Genomic DNA, 19,987 nt, shown 5'->3' with positions numbered 1-19,987 from the left:
CGCGCGACCAGGCGGGTACCGGTGGTGGGACTCGAACCCACAAGCCCTCTCGGACAGAGCATTTTGAGTGCCCCGCGTCTGCCATTCCGCCACACCGGCTCATCACCAGCCCGTCGAGAATACCGTAGGCTCATCGGCGTGACTGACCAGGAACCCTCGTCGACCGCACCCCGTCGGGTCGTCGTCGCCGAAGACGAATCCCTCATCCGCCTCGACATCGTGGAGATCCTCCGCGACAACGGCTTCGAGGTCGTCGGCGAGGCCGGCGACGGCGAGACCGCTGTGGCCCTCGCCACCGAGCTGCGCCCCGATCTCGTCATCATGGACGTCAAGATGCCCCAGCTCGACGGCATCTCGGCGGCCGAGCGCCTCTCGAAGGCGCACATCGCGCCCGTCGTCCTGCTCACCGCCTTCAGCCAGAAGGAGCTCGTCGAGCGCGCCAGCGAGGCCGGAGCGCTCGCCTACGTCGTGAAGCCCTTCACGCCCAACGACCTGCTGCCCGCGATCGAGATCGCCCTCTCGCGGTACGCCCAGATCCTCACCCTCGAGGCCGAGGTCGCCGACATGGTCGAGCGCTTCGAGACCCGCAAGCTCGTCGACCGCGCCAAGGGCCTGCTCAACGAGAAGATGGGGCTCACCGAGCCCGAGGCGTTCCGCTGGATCCAGAAGGCCTCCATGGACCGCCGGCTCACCATGCACGACGTCGCGCAGGCGATCATCGAGCAGCTGAGCACGAAGAAGGCCTAGCGCGAGGCCGGGCCCGAGGGCCCACGGCCTCAGGGCCAGAGGCGGGTGCGCTCCCACGGGGAGCCGCCCGCCTCCGTCGTTCCCGGGCGGTACTCGAGACGGGTGTGATCCTGCTCCGGCGCGGTCGAGCCCTGCCAGAACTCGATGCGCTCGGGCACGACGCGGTAGACGGCCCACTCCCGGTCGAGCGTCGCCGGCGAGCAGCCCACGGCGACGCTGGTCTGGAGCGTGACGAGGCCGAAGTCCTGCGCGCTGCGCATCGGCTCGCTCTGGCGTCCGACGAGCAGGGCGGTGCGAGCGGCCTCGGAGCGGCGGCGGAAGTCGTCGGCCGACTCCTGCGCGGAGGCGCGCTCGACCCGGCCCTCGACCCGGACCTGACGGCCCTGGACCGGCCAGAAGAAGGCCAGCGCAGCGTGCGGGTTCTCCTCCATGGCGCGTCCCTTGGGGCTGGTGGCATGGGTGGAGAACGCCCAGCCCGCCTCGTCGATCTCGCGCAGCACGAGCACGCGCGCCGAGACCGTGCCGTCGTCGGAGGCGGTGGAGAGCGTGGCGCCGTGGGGGAGGAGCTGGCCCGCGTCCTTCGCCTCCTCGAGCCACTGCGCGAACAGCTCGAGAGGATCGGCCGGAGCCGCCTCCGCATCGAACGAGGGCAGCTCGGAGGGCATGGACGGGAGGCTCTTGAGGAGATGGCGAAGGCTCATCCGCTCAGTGTCGCCCTTCGGGCACCACCGGGCACAGTCGCGCGCCGTCGCTTGACAGTGCCGCTCGCCGCGGTGCCTGGTCCCCGAGCGGCGCGGCCGATCGGTCGATCCCCCGTCGCTCGCAGGCGCGGGCGGTCCCGACGGCGGTCGCGGTCCTGGGCGCGGTCGTCGCCCTCCGCTCCCGCGAGGGGGACCCGTCCGCTCCCGTCAGCGGGCGTCGCGGATGATGTTGGTGATCCGCACGGTGGAGAGGCGGCGCCCCTCCTGGTCGCGCACGACGATCTCGTGGGTGGTGAGGGTGGACCCCAGGTGGATCGCGTCGCAGGTGGCGATCACGAAGCCCGAGTGGACCGAGCGGCTGTGGCTCGCGTTCAGCTCGATGCCCATCGCCAGGCGGCCCGCGCCGGCGTGCACGTTCGCCGCGATCGAGCCCATCGACTCGGCGAGCACGACGTGCGCGCCGCCGTGCAGGATGCCGACCGGCTGCCGGTTGCCCTCGACGGGCATCGAGGCCACCGAGTGCTGCGGGGTGAGCTCGTGCCAGAGGATCCCCATCCGCTCGGCGAGCTCGCCCATGCCGCGGCCGATCCCGGCGACCAGGTCGAGCGCGGGCGGGCGGATCCAGGCGGTCGTGGTGGGGGTCGGCTCGGTCACGTCGCTCCTCGCGCTGGAGCCTCGGAGCGGCCCTGACCGGCGGGCGCGAGCGGGCCGATCCGGTGTCGGAGGCGCTGTGTAGTCTGGCCCTGTGTCAGATCCGGAACAGCCTACCCTCCTGCTCGTCGACGGCCATTCCCTGGCGTTCCGGGCGTTCTACGCGCTCCCGGTCGACAGCTTCCAGACCCGCGAGGGCCAGCACACGAACGCCATCCACGGCTTCCTCTCGATGCTGATCCTGCTGCTGAAGAACGAGAAGCCGACCCACCTCGGCGTCGCGTTCGACATCTCCCGCTACTCGTTCCGCACGCGCGAGTACCCGGAGTACAAGGGCACCCGCGGCGAGACGCCGCCCGAGTTCAAGGGCCAGGTCCCCCTCCTCGAGGAGGCGCTGCACGCCATGAACATCCGGACCGTCTCGAAGGAGGACTTCGAGGCCGACGACATCCTCGCGACGCTCGCCCGCCAGGGGGCCGAGGCCGGCTTCCGCGTGCTGGTCGTCTCGGGCGATCGCGACACCATCCAGCTGGTGACTCCGGACGTCACCCTGCTCTACCCCTCCACCCAGGGCGTCTCGCAGCTCACCCGCTACGACCGCGACAAGGTGTTCGAGAAGTACGGCGTCGAGCCGCACCAGTACCCCGAGATCGCCGCCCTCGTCGGCGAGACCAGCGACAACCTGCCCGGCGTCGACAAGGTCGGCCCCAAGACGGCCGCGAAGTGGGTCAACCAGTACGGCACGGTCGCCGACATCATCGCCCACGCCGACGAGATCAAGGGCGTGGTCGGCGAGAAGCTGCGCGAGCAGAAGGAGAACGCGCTCCGCAACCGCCGCCTCAACCGGCTGGTGACGGACGTCGAGCTCCCCCTCGGGCCGCACGATCTGACGCGCCGTCCGATCGATCCCGACGCGGTCCGCGAGATCTTCAGCCGCCTCGAGTTCAAGACCCTGCAGGAGAGGGTCCTCACGATCGCCGCGGAGGAGGGCGTCGACGGCGCTGCCGCGGCCCTGGCGGGCGACGTGGTCACGACCTCCGCACCCGCCGTCCGCACCCTGGTCGACGAGGAGCTCGCGCACTGGCTCGACCGCGTGTCGGCGAAGGGCACAGCGCCCGTCGCCGTGCAGGTCCTGCTCGGAGCCGGCGGGCTCGAGGGTGTGGGTCTCGCGGTCGAGAAGGAGACGGCGTTCGTCCCGTGGGCCGCCGAGCGGCCCGACTACACCGCGCTCGAGCAGTGGCTGGCCGGGCCCGCCCCCAAGTACTTCGCCGACGCGAAGCCCCAGATCAAGGCGCTGCGGAGGGCCGGACTCCCCGTCGCGGGGCTCGCGTTCGACACCCGCGTCGCCTCCTGGCTGGTGCAGCCCACCGGGCACCCGGCCACGCTCGCGGCGCAGGTCGCGCAGCACCTCGACGAGACCATGGCGCAGGGCGACCCGAACCAGCTGGTCCCCACCGTCGAGCCGATGGGGCCCGCCACCGAGGCCTGGTACGCGTACCGGCTCGTCGCTCCGCTGCGCGAGCGGCTGGGCGAGGGGATGCTCTCGGTGCTCGTCGACATCGAGCTGCCGATCGTTCAGGTCCTCGCGACGATGGAGCTCACCGGCGTCGCGATCGACGCCGATGTGCTGGCGCGCCTCCGCGCCGAGCTGACCGTCTCGGCCGCCGACCTCGCGAGCCGCGCGTTCGCCGAGATCGGCCACGAGATGAACCTCGGCTCGCCCAAGCAGCTGCAGCAGGTCCTCTTCGAGGAGCTCGACATGCCGCGCACCCGGGCCACGAAGACGGGCTACACCACCGACGCCTCCGCCCTCGCAGACCTGCAGGAGTCGCACCCGCACCCGTTCCTCGGGCTGCTCCTCGAGCACCGCGACGCGACCAAGCTCAAGCAGATCATCGAGACGCTCGAGAAGTCGGTCACCGCCGACGGCCGGATCCACACCAGCTACGACCAGACCGGCACGGCCACCGGCCGGATCTCCTCCAACGACCCGAACCTGCAGAACATCCCCGTCCGCAGCGAGGTGGGCCGCCGCATCCGCACCGCCTTCGTCCACGGAGCGGACGCGAGCACCCTCCTCACCGCCGACTACTCGCAGATCGAGATGCGGATCATGGCGCACCTCTCCGGGGACGCCGGGCTGATCGAGGCCTTCCACTCCGGCGAGGACCTGCACCGCTTCGTCGGATCGCGGATCTTCGGCGTCGATCCGGGCGACGTCACCTCGGCCATGCGCAACAAGGTCAAGGCGATGTCGTACGGCCTCGCCTACGGCCTGAGCGCCTTCGGCCTGTCGAAGCAGCTGCGCATCTCGAGCGCCGAGGCGAAGCAGCTGATGACCGACTACTTCGTCCGCTTCGGCGCGGTGCGCGACTACCTCCGCAGCGTCGTCGAGCAGGCCCGCGAGACCGGCTACACCGAGACGATCTTCGGTCGCCGGCGTCCCTTCCCCGACCTGCAGAGCGCGAACCGCGTCCTCCGCGACAACGCCGAGCGGGCGGCGCTCAACTCGCCGATCCAGGGCTCGGCCGCCGACATCATGAAGCGGGCGATGATCGGCGTGCAGGCCGACCTCGACGAGCAGGGGCTCGGCTCGCGGATGCTCCTCCAGGTGCACGACGAGCTCATCTTCGACGTCGCCCCCGGCGAGGAGGAGCCGCTCGAGGCCATCGTCCGCGGCCGGATGGCGGGAGCCGCCGACCTGAGCGTCCCGCTCGAGGTGCAGGTGGGCCACGGGTCCGACTGGGACGTCGCCGCGCACTGAGCCGGCCGCAGCGCCTGGCTAGGCTCGGAGGCATGAGCACCGACATCCCCCGCGAGCCCACCGCCGTCGACGCCGTGGCCGAGCGCTGGGTCGACACGCTCGTCGACCTCGACCCCACCCTCGGCACCGCGATCGGACGCAGCGGCGCGAACGGCCGCCTGGGCGACTACTCGCCGGCCGGTCTCGAGCGCGCCCGGGCGGCGACCGCCTCGGCCCTCGCCGAGCTCGAGGCAGCCGACCCCGTGGACGACGTCGACAGCGTCACGGTCGCCGACCTCGGCGCCGAGCTCCGGCTCTCCCTGGAGGGGCACGACGCCGGTCTGCCGCTGCGGGACCTCAACGTGATCGCGTCCCCGGCGCAGGAGCTGCGCGACGTCTTCGACCTGATGCCGACGGACGAGGTCGCCGACTGGGAGGCGGTCGCCGAGCGGCTGCTGGCCGTGCCGGCCGCCCTCGAGGGCTACGCGGAGACCCTGCGCGAGGGGATCCGCACCGGCGTGGTCCCCGCCCGCCGCCAGGTCGAGCTCGTCGCCGAGCAGGCGCGGAAGATCGCCGCTCCCCGCGGGTTCTTCGCCGAGCTGGCCGCGGAGGCCGCTCCCGCCGCCGGATCCCTGCCCGCGTCGCTCGCTCAGCGACTGGAGGACGGCGCCCGCCGTGCCTCGGCCGCCTACGGGTCGCTCGCGCAGTTCCTCCGGGGCGAGCTCGCCCCCGCCGCGACCGAGCAGGACGCCGTCGGCCGGGAGCTGTACGCGCTGCACTCCCGCCGCTTCCTCGGCGCTGTCGTCGACCTCGACGAGACCTACGAGTGGGGGATCGAGGAGCTGGCCCGCATGACGTCCGAGCAGGAGGCGATCGCGCGCGAGATCCTGCCCGGCGCCTCCGTCGCCGAGGCGATCGCCCACCTCGAGGCGGACCCGGCCCGCACTCTGCACGGCGTCGACGCTCTGCAGGCCTGGATGCAGGAGACCAGCGACCGCTCCGTCCGCGAGCTCGCCGGCACCGCCTTCGACATCCCGGAGGAGGTGCGCCGCCTCGAGTGCAGGATTGCGCCGACCCAGGAGGGCGGCATCTACTACACCGGTCCGAGCGACGACTTCTCGCGCCCGGGGCGGATGTGGTGGTCGGTTCCGGCCGGAGTCACCGAGTTCGCCACCTGGCGGGAGCTGACCACGGTCTACCACGAGGGCGTCCCGGGCCATCACCTGCAGATCGGCCAGGCCGTCCACAACCGCGCCCGCCTCAACACCTGGCGCCGTCAGCTCGCCGGGACCTCCGGCCACGCCGAGGGCTGGGCGCTCTACGCGGAGCGGCTGATGGAGCGCTTCGGCTACCTCGACGACCCGGCCGACCGCCTGGGCATGCTCGACGGCCAGCGGATGCGCGCGGCGCGCGTCGTGCTGGACATCGGCGTGCACCTCCAGAAGCCGATGCCGGGCTCCGGCACCGTCTGGACCGCCGAGTCGGCCCTCGACTTCATGCGGGCCAACGTGAACATGGACGACGCGTTCGTGCGCTTCGAGGTGAACCGGTACCTCGGCTGGCCGGGGCAGGCTCCGTCCTACAAGATCGGGCAGCGGATCTGGGAGCAGCTGCGCGACGAGGCGGAGGCGCGCGAGGGCGCCGCGTTCTCGCTCGCGGCCTTCCACCGGAGGGCGCTCGACCTCGGCGGCGTCGGTCTCGACACCCTCCGCTCCTCCCTCGCCGGCTGACTCCGGAACCCGCGCCTGGACGGGCGCGGCGAGATTGCCGTGCGCCTCCCGGGGCGTCTAAGCTGGGGTGTCACATCTGTGGCGCCGCCGTGCCCGCGGCGCGCGAGGAAGGCCGGTCCTCCGGCCGGCCGAGCGCGGCTCCCGGGCCGGAGGCACATCCCTCACCACCGCAGTGGTCACCACTCCGCCGAGCCGCGAGGCCCGCAGGCGGCCGCCGCCCGAGACCCATCCATCCTGGAGCATCCCTTAATGACAACCGCAACGACCGACAAGGCAACCAAGCAGGTCGCGATCAACGACATCGGGTCTGCTGAAGACTTTCTTGCCGCGGTCGAAAAGACTCTGAAGTTCTTCAACGACGGAGACCTCATCGAAGGCACCGTCGTGAAGATCGACCGCGACGAGGTCCTCCTCGACGTCGGCTACAAGACCGAGGGCGTCATCCCCTCGCGCGAGCTCTCCATCAAGCACGACGTCGACCCCTCCGAGGTCGTCAACGTGGGCGACAGCGTCGAGGCCCTCGTCCTCCAGAAGGAGGACAAGGAGGGTCGCCTGATCCTGTCCAAGAAGCGTGCGCAGTACGAGCGCGCGTGGGGCGACGTCGAGAAGATCAAGGAGTCGGACGGCGTCGTCACCGGCTCGGTCATCGAGGTCGTCAAGGGCGGTCTCATCGTCGACATCGGCCTCCGCGGCTTCCTCCCGGCCTCGCTCATCGAGCTGCGCCGCGTCCGCGACCTCACGCCGTACCTCGGCCAGGAGATCGAGGCGAAGATCCTCGAGCTCGACAAGAACCGCAACAACGTGGTCCTGTCGCGTCGCGCGCTCCTCGAGCAGACGCAGTCCGAGAGCCGCACCACGTTCCTGAACAACCTGCACAAGGGTCAGGTCCGCAAGGGCGTCGTGTCGTCGATCGTCAACTTCGGCGCGTTCGTCGACCTCGGCGGCGTCGACGGTCTCGTCCACGTCTCCGAGCTCTCCTGGAAGCACATCGAGCACGCCTCCGAGGTCGTCGAGGTGGGCCAGGAGGTCACCGTCGAGATCCTCGAGGTCGACCTCGACCGCGAGCGCGTGTCGCTCTCGCTCAAGGCGACCCAGGAGGACCCGTGGCAGGTCTTCGCCCGCACCCACGCGATCGGACAGGTCGCGCCGGGCAAGGTCACGAAGCTGGTCCCGTTCGGTGCCTTCGTCCGCGTCGCGGACGGCATCGAGGGCCTCGTCCACATCTCCGAGCTGTCGGGCAAGCACGTCGAGCTCGCCGAGCAGGTCGTGTCGGTCGGCGAAGAGGTGTTCGTCAAGGTCATCGACATCGACCTCGACCGTCGCCGCATCTCCCTCTCGCTCAAGCAGGCGAACGAGAACGTCGACCCCGAGGGCACCGAGTTCGACCCGGCGCTCTACGGCATGGCCACGGAGTACGACGACCAGGGGAACTACAAGTACCCCGAGGGCTTCGACCCCGAGACCAACGAGTGGCGCGAGGGCTTCGAGTCGCAGCGCGAGGCCTGGGAGCTGGAGTACGCCGCTGCTCAGGCGCGCTGGGAGGCCCACAAGGCCCAGGTCGCCAAGTCGCAGGAGGAGGCGGCCACCGTCTCCGAGGGCGTCTCGGTCGGCGCCGGCTTCACCAGCGAGTCGACCACCGGCGGCACCCTCGCCGACGACGAGTCGCTCGCCGCGCTCCGCGAGAAGCTGTCCTCGAACAACTGATCGCGAGCACATCGCATCGAACGGCCGGTCCCCTCGGGGGTCGGCCGTTCGGCGTTCCGGGCGACGGCGCTGGGTAGGGTGGCCGGGTGCATCTCGTCGCCCTCACCGGAGGCATCGCCTCGGGCAAGTCCACCGTCGCCCGCCGTCTCGCCGAGCACGGAGCGGTGGTGGTCGACGCCGACGTCCTCGCGCGCGAGGTCGTCGAGCCGGGGGAGCCGGCGCTGGCGGCGATCGCCGAGCGCTTCGGCCCGTCCGTGATCCGCGCGGACGGCGCGCTCGACCGCCCGGCGCTCGGCGCGATCGTCTTCTCGGACGCGGCGGCCCGCGCCGACCTCAATGCGATCACCCATCCGGCGGTGACCCTCCGCTCGCAGCGGCTGTTCGCGGAGGCCGCCGAGGCGGACCCGGCCGCGGTGGTCGTCTACGACGTCCCCCTCCTCGCCGAGGGCCGTGGAGCGGGGGAGTTCGACGAGGTGGTCGTCGTGCACGCGCCGCAGCACCTCCGCATCGAGCGTCTCGTCGCCCTCCGGGGACTGACCGAGGAGGAGGCTCGTGCGCGGGTCTCGTCGCAGGCGAGCGACGAGGAGCGCCTCGCCCTCGCCGACGTCGTGATCGACTCCTCCGGCACGCTGGAGGAGACGCTCGCTCGGACCGACGCGCTGTGGGAGCGGCTCGCCCGCTGACGGTCCCTCCCGGACACCCGCCCTCGTGACCGAGCGGCCCGGCCGGGGAGCGCACCCCCGTTCGCCGCCAGCGCACGCGCCGTCCGGTGTCGGTGGTCGCGGCTACGCTTCGAACCATGGAGCCAACCCGTGCCGTGCACCCGTTCGAGGTCATCAGCGAGTACAAGCCGAGCGGTGACCAGCCCGGCGCGATCGCCGATCTGAGCGCCCGCATCAACGCCGGCGAGACCGATGTCGTCCTGCTGGGCGCCACCGGAACCGGCAAGTCCGCGACCACGGCCTGGCTCGTCGAGGCCGTGCAGCGCCCCACGCTCGTGCTCGCGCACAACAAGACCCTCGCCGCGCAGCTCGCCAACGAGTTCCGCGAGCTGTTCCCCAACAACGCCGTCGAGTACTTCGTCTCGTACTACGACTACTACCAGCCCGAGGCCTACGTCCCGCAGACCGACACCTTCATCGAGAAGGACAGCTCGGTCAACGCCGAGGTCGAGCGGCTGCGCCACTCCACCACGAACTCGCTCCTGAGCCGCCGCGACGTGATCGTGGTGTCGACCGTCTCGTGCATCTACGGCCTCGGCCAGCCCGAGCAGTACCTCGAGGCGATGGTGGCGCTCCAGGTCGGCCAGCGGGTCGACCGGGACCGCCTCATCCGCAAGTTCGTGTCGATGCAGTACGCGCGCAACGACGTCGACTTCGCCCGCGGCACCTTCCGGGTGCGGGGCGACACGATCGAGATCATCCCGATGTACGAGGAGCTCGCGATCCGGATCGAGATGTTCGGCGACGAGATCGAGGCGCTCTACACGCTCCACCCGCTCACCGGCGACATCGTCCGGAAGCTCGACTCCGTGTCGGTCTTCCCCGGCTCGCACTACGTCGCCAGCCAGGACGTCATGCACCGTGCGATCGACACCATCCAGCAGGAGCTCGAGGTGCGCCTGGCCGACCTCGAGAAGCAGAACAAGCTCCTCGAGGCGCAGCGCCTTCGGATGCGCACGACCTTCGATCTCGAGATGATGCAGCAGATCGGATTCTGCTCCGGCATCGAGAACTACTCCCGCCACATCGACGGCCGCGAGTCGGGCGAGGCCCCGCACTGCCTGCTCGACTACTTCCCGGACGACTTCCTCGTCGTGATCGACGAGTCGCACGTGACGGTGCCGCAGATCGGTGCGATGTACGAGGGCGACGCGTCCCGCAAGCGCACGCTGGTCGAGCACGGCTTCCGCCTGCCCTCGGCGATGGACAACCGGCCCCTGAAGTGGGAGGAGTTCAAGTCGCGCGTCGGTCAGACCGTCTACCTCTCGGCGACCCCGGGCCGCTACGAGATGGGCATCGCCGACGGCATCGTCGAGCAGATCATCCGCCCGACCGGCCTGATCGACCCCGAGATCGTCGTCAAGCCGACGAAGGGCCAGATCGACGACCTGCTCGAGGAGATCAAGCGCCGCACCGAGCGCGACGAGCGCGTGCTCGTCACGACGCTGACGAAGCGCATGGCCGAGGAGCTCACCGACTTCCTCACGGAGGCCGGCGTCCGCGTCCGCTACCTGCACTCCGATGTCGACACCCTGCGCCGCGTCGAGCTCCTCTCGGAGCTGCGGGCGGGCGTGTACGACGTCCTGGTCGGCATCAACCTGCTGCGCGAGGGGCTCGACCTGCCCGAGGTCTCGCTCGTGGCGATCCTCGACGCCGACAAGGAGGGCTTCCTCCGCTCGTCCACGTCGCTGATCCAGACGATCGGCCGTGCGGCGCGCAACGTCTCGGGCGAGGTCCACATGTACGCCGACAAGGTGACGGACTCGATGCGGCTCGCGATCGACGAGACCGACCGCCGACGCGAGAAGCAGGTCGCCTACAACCTCGACCACGGCATCGACCCGACGCCGCTGCGGAAGAAGATCGCCGACATCACCGACGCCCTCGCCCGCGAGGGGGCCGACACCGCCAAGCTGCTCGCCGGCCGCGACGCCAAGAAGAAGAGCCCGACGCCGAACCTGCGCCGTCAGGGTCTCGCCGCGAACGGCGGCAACGACCTCGAGGCGATCATCTCCGACCTCAACGGGCAGATGCTCCAGGCGGCGGGCGAGCTCAAGTTCGAGCTCGCGGCCCGGCTGCGGGACGAGGTCCAGGAGCTCAAGCGCGAGCTCCGCCAGATGGAGAAGGCCGGGCACCTGTCCTGATCGGGGGCGCTGATCCGCAAGGGGAGGGGCCCGCGGATCAGCGCCCAGCGAACGCCACGGGCGATGTCGGTGGCTCCGCATACACTTTCGGAGTGTCGATCCTGAACGCCGTTACGGACCCCTCCTCCACCCCCTCTCCCTCCTTCCACCGCTTCGTCTCCTCGCTCGACGAGTCGTCCTCGAAGCTGGTGGTGAGCGGCGCGCGGGTGCACAACCTGCAGAACGTCGACCTCGAGATCCCGCGCGACTCGATGGTGGTGTTCACCGGTCTCTCGGGCTCGGGCAAGTCCTCCCTGGCCTTCGACACGATCTTCGCGGAGGGCCAGCGGCGCTACGTCGAGTCCCTCTCCGCGTACGCCCGCCAGTTCCTCGGGCAGGTGGACCGGCCTGACGTCGACTTCATCGAGGGCCTCAGCCCCGCGGTCTCGATCGACCAGAAGTCGACGAACCGCAACCCGCGCTCCACCGTCGGCACGATCACCGAGATCTTCGACTACATGCGTCTGCTCTGGGCGCGCATCGGCGTCCCGCACTGCCCCATCTGCAGCGAGCGGATCTCCGCGCAGACCGTGCAGCAGATCGCCGACCAGCTGATGGAGCTCGAGACCGGTACCCGCTACCAGATCCTCAGCCCCGTCGTCTCGCAGAAGAAGGGCGAGTTCGTCGACCTCTTCAAGGAGCTGACCGCGGGCGGCTACTCCCGCGCCATGGTGGACGGGAAGCTCGTCCAGCTGAGCGAGCCGCCGGTGCTCAAGAAGCAGTACAAGCACGACATCTCCGTCGTGGTCGACCGGCTCGTGGCCGGCCCCGACATCCTCGGGCGCCTCACCGACTCGCTCGAGACGGCCCTGCGGCTCACCGACGGCATCGTGCAGATCAACTACGTCGACGGCGAGGGCGACGGCGCCTGGACCACCTACTCCGAGAAGCTGTCCTGCCCCAACAACCACCCGATCTCGCTGACCGAGATCGAGCCGCGGACCTTCTCCTTCAACGCGCCCTTCGGCGCCTGCCCGGAGTGCTCGGGCCTCGGCACGCGCATGTCGGTCGACGACGAGCTGCTGCTCGGCGACCCCGACCTGAGCATCGCCGAGGGCGTCATCATCCCCTGGACCACCCAGGGCAAGGGCCTGTTCCAGTACTACGAGAAGCTGCTCGACGGCCTCTCCCGCGACCTCGGCTTCACGCTCACCACCCCGTGGAAGCGCCTCAGCACCGAGGTGCAACAGGCCGTCCTCCACGGCGACAACTTCGAGGTCAAGGTCAAGTGGAAGAACCGCTACGGCCGCGAGATGAGCTACACCTCGGGCTTCGAGGGCGTCGTGCCCTACATCGAGCGCCAGTTCGTCCAGGCCGAGACCGATGTCCAGCGCACCCGCTGGTCCGAGTTCCTCCGCGAGGTGCCCTGCCCCGTGTGCAAGGGCTCCCGCCTGAAGCCGGAGGTGCTCGCCGTGCTCGTGCACGGGGCGAGCATCGCGGACGTGGCCGACCTCAGCCTCGGCGACGCCCAGGACTTCATGAGCCGGCTCGAGCTGACCGACCGCGAGGCGCACATCGCCGCGCAGGTGCTGCGCGAGATCCGCGCGCGCATCGACTTCCTCATCGAGGTCGGGCTCAACTACCTCAACCTCTCGCGCGCCGCCGCCTCCCTGTCGGGCGGCGAGGCGCAGCGCATCCGCCTGGCGACCCAGATCGGCTCCGGGCTGACCGGCGTGCTCTACGTGCTCGACGAGCCGAGCATCGGCCTGCATCAGCGCGACAACCGCCGCCTGATCGACACCCTCATCAAGCTGCGCGACCTGGGCAACACGCTGATCGTGGTCGAGCACGACGAGGACACCATCCGCACCGCCGACTGGATCGTCGACATCGGCCCGGGCGCCGGGGTCAACGGCGGCAAGGTCGTGCACTCCGGCTCCTACGAGTCGCTGCTCGAGAACACCCACTCGCTGACCGGCGACTACGTCTCGGGCCGCAAGGCGATCGAGGTCCCGAAGAAGCGGCGGAAGATCGACCGCAAGCGGATGATCAAGGTCGTCGGGGCGAACGCCAACAATCTCCGCAAGGTCGACGCGGAGTTCCCGCTCGGCACGTTCGTCGCGGTCACCGGGGTCTCCGGCTCCGGCAAGAGCACCCTCGTGAACGACATCCTCTACCGCGTGCTCGCCAACCAGCTCAACGGCGCCCGCAAGGTGCCGGGCAAGCACACGCGCGTCACCGGCCTCGAGAACCTCGACAAGGTCGTGCACGTCGACCAGAACCCGATCGGCCGCACGCCGCGCTCGAACCCCGCCACCTACACGGGCGTGTTCGACCGCATCCGCAACCTCTTCGCCGAGACCACCGAGGCGAAGGCGCGGGGGTACCTGCCCGGCCGCTTCAGCTTCAACGTCAAGGGCGGCCGCTGCGAGGCCTGCTCGGGCGACGGCACCATCAAGATCGAGATGAACTTCCTGCCCGACGTCTACGTGGCGTGCGAGGTCTGCGGGGGAGCGCGCTACAACCGCGACACCCTGACCGTGCACTACAAGGGCAAGAACATCGCCGAGGTGCTCGACATGCCGATCGCCGAGGCGGCCGACTTCTTCGAGCCGATCACGGCGATCCACCGCTTCCTCCGCACGCTGGTGGAGGTGGGCCTCGGCTACGTCCGCCTCGGGCAGAGCGCGACCACGCTCTCCGGCGGCGAGGCGCAGCGCGTGAAGCTGGCCACCGAGCTCCAGCGCCGCTCCAACGGCCGCAGCGTCTACGTGCTCGACGAGCCGACGACGGGCCTGCACTTCGAGGACGTCCGCAAGCTCCTCCTCGTCCTCAACGGCCTGGTCGACAAGGGCAACACGGTGATCACCATCGAGCACAACCTCGACGTCATCAAGTCCGCCGACTGGCTGATCGACATGGGTCCCGAGGGCGGCGCCGGCGGCGGACAGGTGGTCGCGGTGGGCACCCCCGAGCACGTGGCGAAGGTCGAGGGCAGCCACACCGGCATGTTCCTCGCCGAGATCCTCGGCTGACGCGAGCGAGAGGCATGGCGCAGACAGTCGACTTCCGGCCGAAGCCGGGTGAGATCCCGACCCTACCGGGCGTGTACCGCTTCACGGACGCCCGGGGGCGGGTGCTCTACGTGGGCAAGGCCAAGAACCTCCGCGCGCGGCTGAGCAACTACTTCGCCCCGCTGCCGAGCCTGCACGAGCGCACCCGGCGGATGGTCACCTCGGCCTCCGGCGTCGAGTGGACCGTCGTCGGCACCGACGTCGAGGCCCTGCAGCTCGAGTTCACCTGGATCAACGAGTTCGATCCACCCTTCAACGTCAAGTTCCGCGACGACAAGTCCTACCCCTACATGGCGGTGACGCTCGGCGACGAGGCCCCGCGGGTGATGGTCACGCGGAACGCCAAGATCAGGAAGGCCCGCTACTTCGGGCCCTACCCCAAGATCTGGGCGATCCACGAGACGATCGACCTGATGATCAAGGCGTTCCCGATCAGGACCTGCAACGACTCCAACTACAAGCGCGCCATGCAGAGCGGCAAGCCCTGCTTCGCGTCGCAGATCGGCCGCTGCGGCGGGCCCTGCTCCCACCGCGTCACCTTCGCCGAGCACCGCGAGATGGTCGACCGCTTCGTCGCCTTCATGGGCAGCCACGACCGCCGGATGATCGGCGAGCTCGAGAAGGAGATGCGCGAGGCCGCCGCGGCGATGGAGTACGAGCGCGCGGGGAAGCTGCGCGATCAGGCCGCCGCCCTCGACGCGGTCCTCGCCAAGAGCGCGGTCGTGCTCAAGGACAACGTGGACGTCGACCTCTACGCGATCGTCCACGACGAACTCGCCGCCTCCGTGCAGCAGTTCCGGGTCCGCGGCGGGCGCATCCGCGGCGAGCGGGGCTGGGTCGTCGACAAGGAGCTCGACATGAGCACGGCGGAGCTCGTCGACACGGCACTCCAGGCCGCCTACGAGACCGGCGACGTCCCGCCCCGGGAGGTCGTCGTGCCGGAGCTGCCCGAGGACACCGAGGCGCTCGAGGAGTGGCTGAGCGGACTGCGCGGCACGAACGTGCGCCTCCGAGCGGCCCAGCGCGGAGACAAGGCCGCCCTCCTCGAGACGGCGACGCAGAACGCGAAGCACTCGCTGATGCTCTACAAGACCCGCCGCTCCGCCGACTTCACCGCTCGGACGCAGGCCCTGGAGGACATCCGCGACGCCCTCGGCATGAGCGAGGCGCCGCTCCGGATGGAGTGCTACGACGTCTCCCACCTCAGCGGCACCAACATCGTCGCCTCGATGGTGGTCTTCGAGGACGGGCTCGCGCGGAAGGACCAGTACCGGCGGTTCTCCATCGCGGAGTCGACGGACGACACCGAGTCGCTGCACCAGGTGCTCACCCGCCGCCTCGCGTACCTCCGCGAGCCGGTCGAGCCCGCGGCGGTCGACCCCGAGACCGGCGAGGCCAAGCGGCGCAAGTTCTCGTACCCCCCGCAGCTGCTGATCGTCGACGGCGGCCAGCCGCAGGTCGCAGCCGCGCAGCGCGCGCTCGACGAGTCCGGGGTGACCGGCATCACCCTCTGCGGGATCGCCAAGCGCCTCGAGGAGATCTGGCTGCCGGACTCCGACTTCCCCGTCATCCTGCCGCGCAACAGCGATGCGCTCTTCCTCTTCCAGCGCATCCGCGACGAGGCGCACCGCTTCGCGATCACCCACCAGAGGACGCGTCGCAAGCGCGACATCTCGTCGCAGCTGGCCGAGGTGCCCGGGCTCGGAGGCACGCGAGTCCGCGACCTGCTGAAGCACTTCGGATCCGTCGCCCGGCTCCGCGAGGCGGGCGAGGCCGAGATCGCCGAGGTCAAGGGCATCGGCCCGACGCTGGCGGGCGCGATCCACGCGCACCTGCATCCGGACGGGTCCTCCGTCAGGGGCACGCCCTAGGCTGGAGGCCCGCGCTCCGGGGGAGAGCGGCCGGTGCCCGGCACCGAGGACACGAGCAGACACGAGCACGGAGAGCGCATGAGCACGGAGAGCGAGCAGCAGGACGTGCTGATCGTCACGGGGATGTCCGGAGCGGGCCGGTCCACGGCCGCGAACGCGCTGGAGGACCTCGGCTGGTACGTCGTCGACAACCTGCCGCCGCAGATGCTGCGCCCGCTGGTCGACCTGGCGCAGCGTGCAGGGGACACGCTGCCGAAGATCGCGGCGGTCGTCGACGTCCGCGGACGCGACTTCTTCGAGGACCTCGGCGACATCGTCCGCGAGCTGCGCGCCGGGGTCGACCTCCGAGTGGTGTTCCTCGAGGCCACCGACGCCGCGCTCGTCCGCCGCTTCGAGCAGGTGCGCCGTCCGCACCCGCTGCAGGGCCGGGGGACCCTCCTCGACGGCATCTCCGCCGAGCGGACGCGCCTCGCTCAGCTGCGGGAGTCGGCCGACATCGTCATCGACACCTCGGACCTCAACATCCACCAGCTGGCCACCAGCATCACCGAGCGCTTCGCCGAGGCCGGCCGCGCGGGCCTCCAGGTCACGGTGATGAGCTTCGGCTTCAAGTACGGGCTGCCGACGGACGCCGACATGGTGGCCGACGCGCGGTTCCTGCCGAACCCGTACTGGATCCCGGAGCTGCGTCCGCACACGGGTCTCGACGAAGAGGTGAGAGACTACGTGCTGGCCCAGCAGGGCGCCGAGGAGTTCATCGACTCCTACTCCCGGGCCCTGCGCCCCGTGCTCGACGGCTACCAGCGCGAGAACAAGCGCCACGCGACCATCGCGATCGGCTGCACGGGAGGCAAGCACCGCTCCGTCGCGGTCGCGGGCCGTGTCGCGGCCCGTCTGGCCGAGCTGCCGGGCGTCGCCGTCAACGTGGCGCACCGCGACCTCGGCCGAGAATGATCCCCGCGCGCTCAGCCGCGCACCCGACGTAAGGAAGACTCCGTGGCCCTCACCGCAGACGTCAAGGGCGAACTGGTCGCGATCGTCTCGCGCAAGAACACCGTCCGTGCCGCCGAACTGGCGACCATCCTCCGCTTCTCCGGAGGACTGCACATCATCTCCAACCGCCTCGCGGTCGAGGTCGAGCTCGACTCCGCCCCGCTCGCGACCCGCGTGCGCCGCGACCTCGCGGAGCTGTACGGCGTCCGCAGCGAGGGCAGCATCGTCTCGGCCGGCGGATCCCGGAGGACCACGAGCTGGCTGGTGCGCGTCGTCGAGGGCGGGGACACCCTCGCCCGGCAGACCGGCCTCCTCGACCAGCGGGGCCGGCCCGTCCGCGGCCTGCCCAACCGCCTCACGACCGGCTCCCGCGAGGAGCTCGCCGCCCTGTGGCGCGGCGCCTTCCTCGCCCAGGGCTCGCTGACCGACCCGGGCCGCTCCGCGGCGCTCGAGATCATCTGCCCCGGCAACGAGGCGGCCATGGCGATCGTCGGAGCCGCCGGACGCCTGGGAGTCCAGGCCAAGTCCCGCGAGGTGCGCGGCGTCCACCGGGTCGTCATCCGCGACGGCGAGAGCATCAGCGCGATGCTCACCCTGATGGGCGCGACCGCGACCGTCGCGAGCTGGGAGGAGCTGCGCCAGCGCCGCGAGGTGCGGGCGACCGCGAACCGCCTCGTCAACTTCGACGACGCGAACCTCCGCCGCTCCGCCCAGGCCGCCGTCGCGGCGTGCGCCCGCGTCGAGCGCGCGATGGAGATCCTCGGCGACGACATCCCCGAGCACCTCCGCTACGCCGGGCGCCTGCGCCTCGCGCACCGCGACGCGAGCCTCGACGAGCTCGGCCACCACGCCGATCCGCCGATGACGAAGGACGCCGTCGCCGGCCGCATCCGCCGCCTCCTCGCGATGGCCGACAAGCGCGCGTCCGACCTCGACATCCCGGGCACCGACGCGAACCTCCCGGCAGAGCTGCAGGACCTGTAGGCCCGGCCGCACGGCGCGCCCCGCCCGGCGAACGCTGAGTGTCTCCTGGTCGAACAACGCAAGCCCTCCGAACGCGGAGGGGCCCCCTCGCTAGACTGATCGGGTCGCTCAGGACACTCCCGGCCCTCCTCCTCCGCCTCGCGGAGGACGCCGAGACGCCGGCGGGTCGCACGGGAGCGACGACCACGAACAGGAGATCGCACATGGCTGACTACACGCTCGCCGAACTGCCCTACGACTACTCGGCCCTCGAGCCGAACATCAGTGGGCGGATCATGGAGCTCCACCACGACAAGCACCACGCGACGTACGTGGCCGGGGCGAACACCGCCCTCGCCTCGCTGCAGGAGGCTCGCGACAGCGAGAACCTCGCGAACGTGAACAAGCTCCAGAAGGACCTCGCCTTCAACCTCGCCGGTCACGTGAACCACACCGTGTTCTGGAACAACCTCTCGCCGGACGGCGGCGACAAGCCCGTCGGCGAGCTCGCCGCGGCCATCGACGACAACTTCGGGTCGTTCGACAAGTTCCGCGCCCACTTCACCGCCTCGGCCCTCGGCATCCAGGGCTCCGGCTGGTCGATCCTCGCCTGGGACTCGCTCGGCGAGAAGCTCATCATCGAGCAGCTCTACGACCACCAGGGCAACCTCGCCGCGGCGACCGTCCCGGTCCTCCTCCTCGACATGTGGGAGCACGCCTTCTACCTCGACTACGTCAACGTGAAGGCCGACTACGTCAAGGCGTTCTGGAACATCGTGAACTGGGCCGACGTCTCCGCGCGCTTCGAGAAGGCCCGCGAGAAGACTTCGGGCCTGCTGCTACTGTCGTAGCGATCTCGGCGTCCCGGGCCCCGCGTCCGGGACGCCCTGTCGTCGGCTTCCACCCCTCCACTGCACCGTCGAGGTGCCTTTCCTCACCAGGAGATATCTGTGTCCGTCAAGATCGGCATCAACGGCTTCGGCCGTATCGGCCGTAACTTCTTCCGTGCAGCCCTCGCCAAGGGCAGCGACCTCGAGATCGTCGCGGTCAACGACCTCACCGACAACAAGGCCCTCGCGCACCTCCTGAAGTACGACTCCATCACGGGCCGCCTCGACGCGACCGTCGAGCTCGACGGCGACCGCATCGTCGTCAACGGCAAGCCGATCATCGTCCTCGAGGAGCGCGACCCCGCGAACCTCCCCTGGGGCGAGCTGGGAGTCGACGTCGTCATCGAGTCGACCGGCCGCTTCACCAAGTCGGAGGACGCGCGCAAGCACATCACCGCGGGTGCCAAGAAGGTCATCGTCTCCGCTCCCGCCACCGGCAGCGACGTCGCGACCCTGGTCCTCGGCGTGAACGAGAACACCTACGACCCCGCGACGCACGACATCATCTCGAACGCGTCCTGCACCACGAACTGCCTCGCGCCGCTCGCCAAGGTGCTGCTCGACAACTTCGGCATCGAGCGCGGCCTGATGACCACGGTCCACGCGTACACCGCCGACCAGAACCTCCAGGACGGCCCGCACAGCGACCTGCGTCGCGCCCGCGCCGCCGCCGTCAACATCATCCCGACCTCGACCGGTGCCGCCAAGGCGCTCGGCCTGGTCATCCCGGAGCTCGTCGGCAAGCTCGACGGCTACGCCCTCCGCGTCCCGGTCCCGACCGGCTCGATCACCGACCTCACCGTCGAGCTGACCAAGCCCGCCACCGTCGAGGAGATCAACGCGGCGTACAAGGCGGCCTCCGAGGGAGACCTCAAGGGCATCCTCAAGTACACCGAGGACCCGATCGTCTCGAGCGACATCGTGACCGACCCGCACTCGTCGATCTTCGACGCGGGCCTCACGAAGGTCATCGGCAGCCAGGTCAAGGTCGCCTCCTGGTACGACAACGAGTGGGGCTACTCCAACCGCCTCGTCGACGTCACCGAGTTCGTCGCCGGCAAGCTCTAAGGGCTGC

14 protein-coding genes and 1 tRNA gene are annotated in these 19,987 nt (G+C 70.3%); 12 read left to right on the top strand and 3 right to left on the bottom strand.

Annotated features, from left to right (window positions below; genetic code table 11):
* Positions 1–16: 16 nt before the first annotated feature.
* Positions 17–99, bottom strand: a tRNA-Leu gene (locus tag C5C10_RS09005).
* A 39-nt stretch (positions 100–138) separates the two neighbouring features.
* On the opposite strand from C5C10_RS09005, the gene C5C10_RS09000 reads away from it, so the two are divergent.
* A complete protein-coding gene (locus tag C5C10_RS09000) occupies positions 139–747 on the top strand; it encodes an ANTAR domain-containing response regulator (protein WP_104221889.1) in 609 nt (202 codons plus the stop codon).
* Between the two features lie 29 nt (positions 748–776).
* On the opposite strand, the gene C5C10_RS08995 is transcribed toward C5C10_RS09000, so the two are convergent.
* Together C5C10_RS08995 and C5C10_RS08990 are read right to left on the bottom strand one after the other, a co-directional pair.
* On the bottom strand, positions 777–1,448 hold the full coding sequence (locus tag C5C10_RS08995; protein ID WP_104329055.1) for a pyridoxal 5'-phosphate synthase: 672 nt from the start codon (positions 1,446–1,448) through the stop codon (positions 777–779).
* 207 nt (positions 1,449–1,655) lie between these two features.
* Positions 1,656–2,102 carry a PaaI family thioesterase gene (locus tag C5C10_RS08990; RefSeq protein WP_374953047.1) on the bottom strand — a complete coding sequence of 149 codons (447 nt, stop codon included), beginning with the start codon at positions 2,100–2,102 and terminating at the stop codon, positions 1,656–1,658.
* Between the two features lie 91 nt (positions 2,103–2,193).
* On the opposite strand from C5C10_RS08990, the gene polA reads away from it, so the two are divergent.
* From polA to gap, 11 genes are all read left to right on the top strand, one after another.
* Positions 2,194–4,863 carry a DNA polymerase I gene (gene polA / locus C5C10_RS08985; protein ID WP_104273125.1) on the top strand — a complete coding sequence of 890 codons (2,670 nt, stop codon included), beginning with the start codon at positions 2,194–2,196 and terminating at the stop codon, positions 4,861–4,863.
* 32 nt (positions 4,864–4,895) lie between these two features.
* Entirely contained in the window at positions 4,896–6,572 is a 1,677-nt protein-coding gene (locus C5C10_RS08980) for a DUF885 domain-containing protein (RefSeq protein ID WP_104329054.1), read from the top strand.
* Between the two features lie 249 nt (positions 6,573–6,821).
* Positions 6,822–8,276 (top strand): 30S ribosomal protein S1, encoded by a 1,455-nt coding sequence (gene rpsA / locus C5C10_RS08975; protein WP_104225298.1) that lies wholly within the window; start codon positions 6,822–6,824, stop codon positions 8,274–8,276.
* A gap of 86 nt (positions 8,277–8,362) precedes the next feature.
* Positions 8,363–8,959 carry a dephospho-CoA kinase gene (coaE, locus tag C5C10_RS08970; RefSeq protein WP_104221899.1) on the top strand — a complete coding sequence of 199 codons (597 nt, stop codon included), beginning with the start codon at positions 8,363–8,365 and terminating at the stop codon, positions 8,957–8,959.
* A 116-nt stretch (positions 8,960–9,075) separates the two neighbouring features.
* Entirely contained in the window at positions 9,076–11,142 is a 2,067-nt protein-coding gene (gene uvrB, locus C5C10_RS08965) for an excinuclease ABC subunit UvrB (RefSeq protein ID WP_104221901.1), read from the top strand.
* Positions 11,143–11,330: 188 nt separating this feature from the next.
* Complete coding sequence (gene uvrA, locus C5C10_RS08960; protein ID WP_244229661.1) at positions 11,331–14,156, top strand: excinuclease ABC subunit UvrA; 2,826 nt, start codon at positions 11,331–11,333, stop codon at positions 14,154–14,156.
* A gap of 14 nt (positions 14,157–14,170) precedes the next feature.
* On the top strand, positions 14,171–16,066 hold the full coding sequence (gene uvrC / locus C5C10_RS08955; protein WP_104329053.1) for an excinuclease ABC subunit UvrC: 1,896 nt from the start codon (positions 14,171–14,173) through the stop codon (positions 16,064–16,066).
* Between the two features lie 78 nt (positions 16,067–16,144).
* Positions 16,145–17,020 (top strand): RNase adapter RapZ, encoded by an 876-nt coding sequence (rapZ, locus tag C5C10_RS08950; protein WP_097166020.1) that lies wholly within the window; start codon positions 16,145–16,147, stop codon positions 17,018–17,020.
* 42 nt (positions 17,021–17,062) lie between these two features.
* On the top strand, positions 17,063–18,043 hold the full coding sequence (gene whiA / locus C5C10_RS08945; protein WP_104221905.1) for a DNA-binding protein WhiA: 981 nt from the start codon (positions 17,063–17,065) through the stop codon (positions 18,041–18,043).
* Between the two features lie 203 nt (positions 18,044–18,246).
* A complete protein-coding gene (locus tag C5C10_RS08940; protein ID WP_104221907.1) occupies positions 18,247–18,873 on the top strand; it encodes a superoxide dismutase in 627 nt (208 codons plus the stop codon).
* 99 nt (positions 18,874–18,972) lie between these two features.
* Positions 18,973–19,980, top strand: a complete 1,008-nt coding sequence (gene gap / locus C5C10_RS08935; protein ID WP_104221909.1) for a type I glyceraldehyde-3-phosphate dehydrogenase — start codon at positions 18,973–18,975, stop codon at positions 19,978–19,980.
* Positions 19,981–19,987: the final 7 nt, after the last annotated feature.

The sequence above is a fragment of the Rathayibacter sp. AY1A3 genome, assembly GCF_002930975.1.
Lineage (GTDB): Bacteria > Actinomycetota > Actinomycetes > Actinomycetales > Microbacteriaceae > Rathayibacter.
The sequence above is the reverse complement of the archived record's forward strand: the minus strand, read 5'-3'. Positions and strand labels throughout refer to the sequence as shown.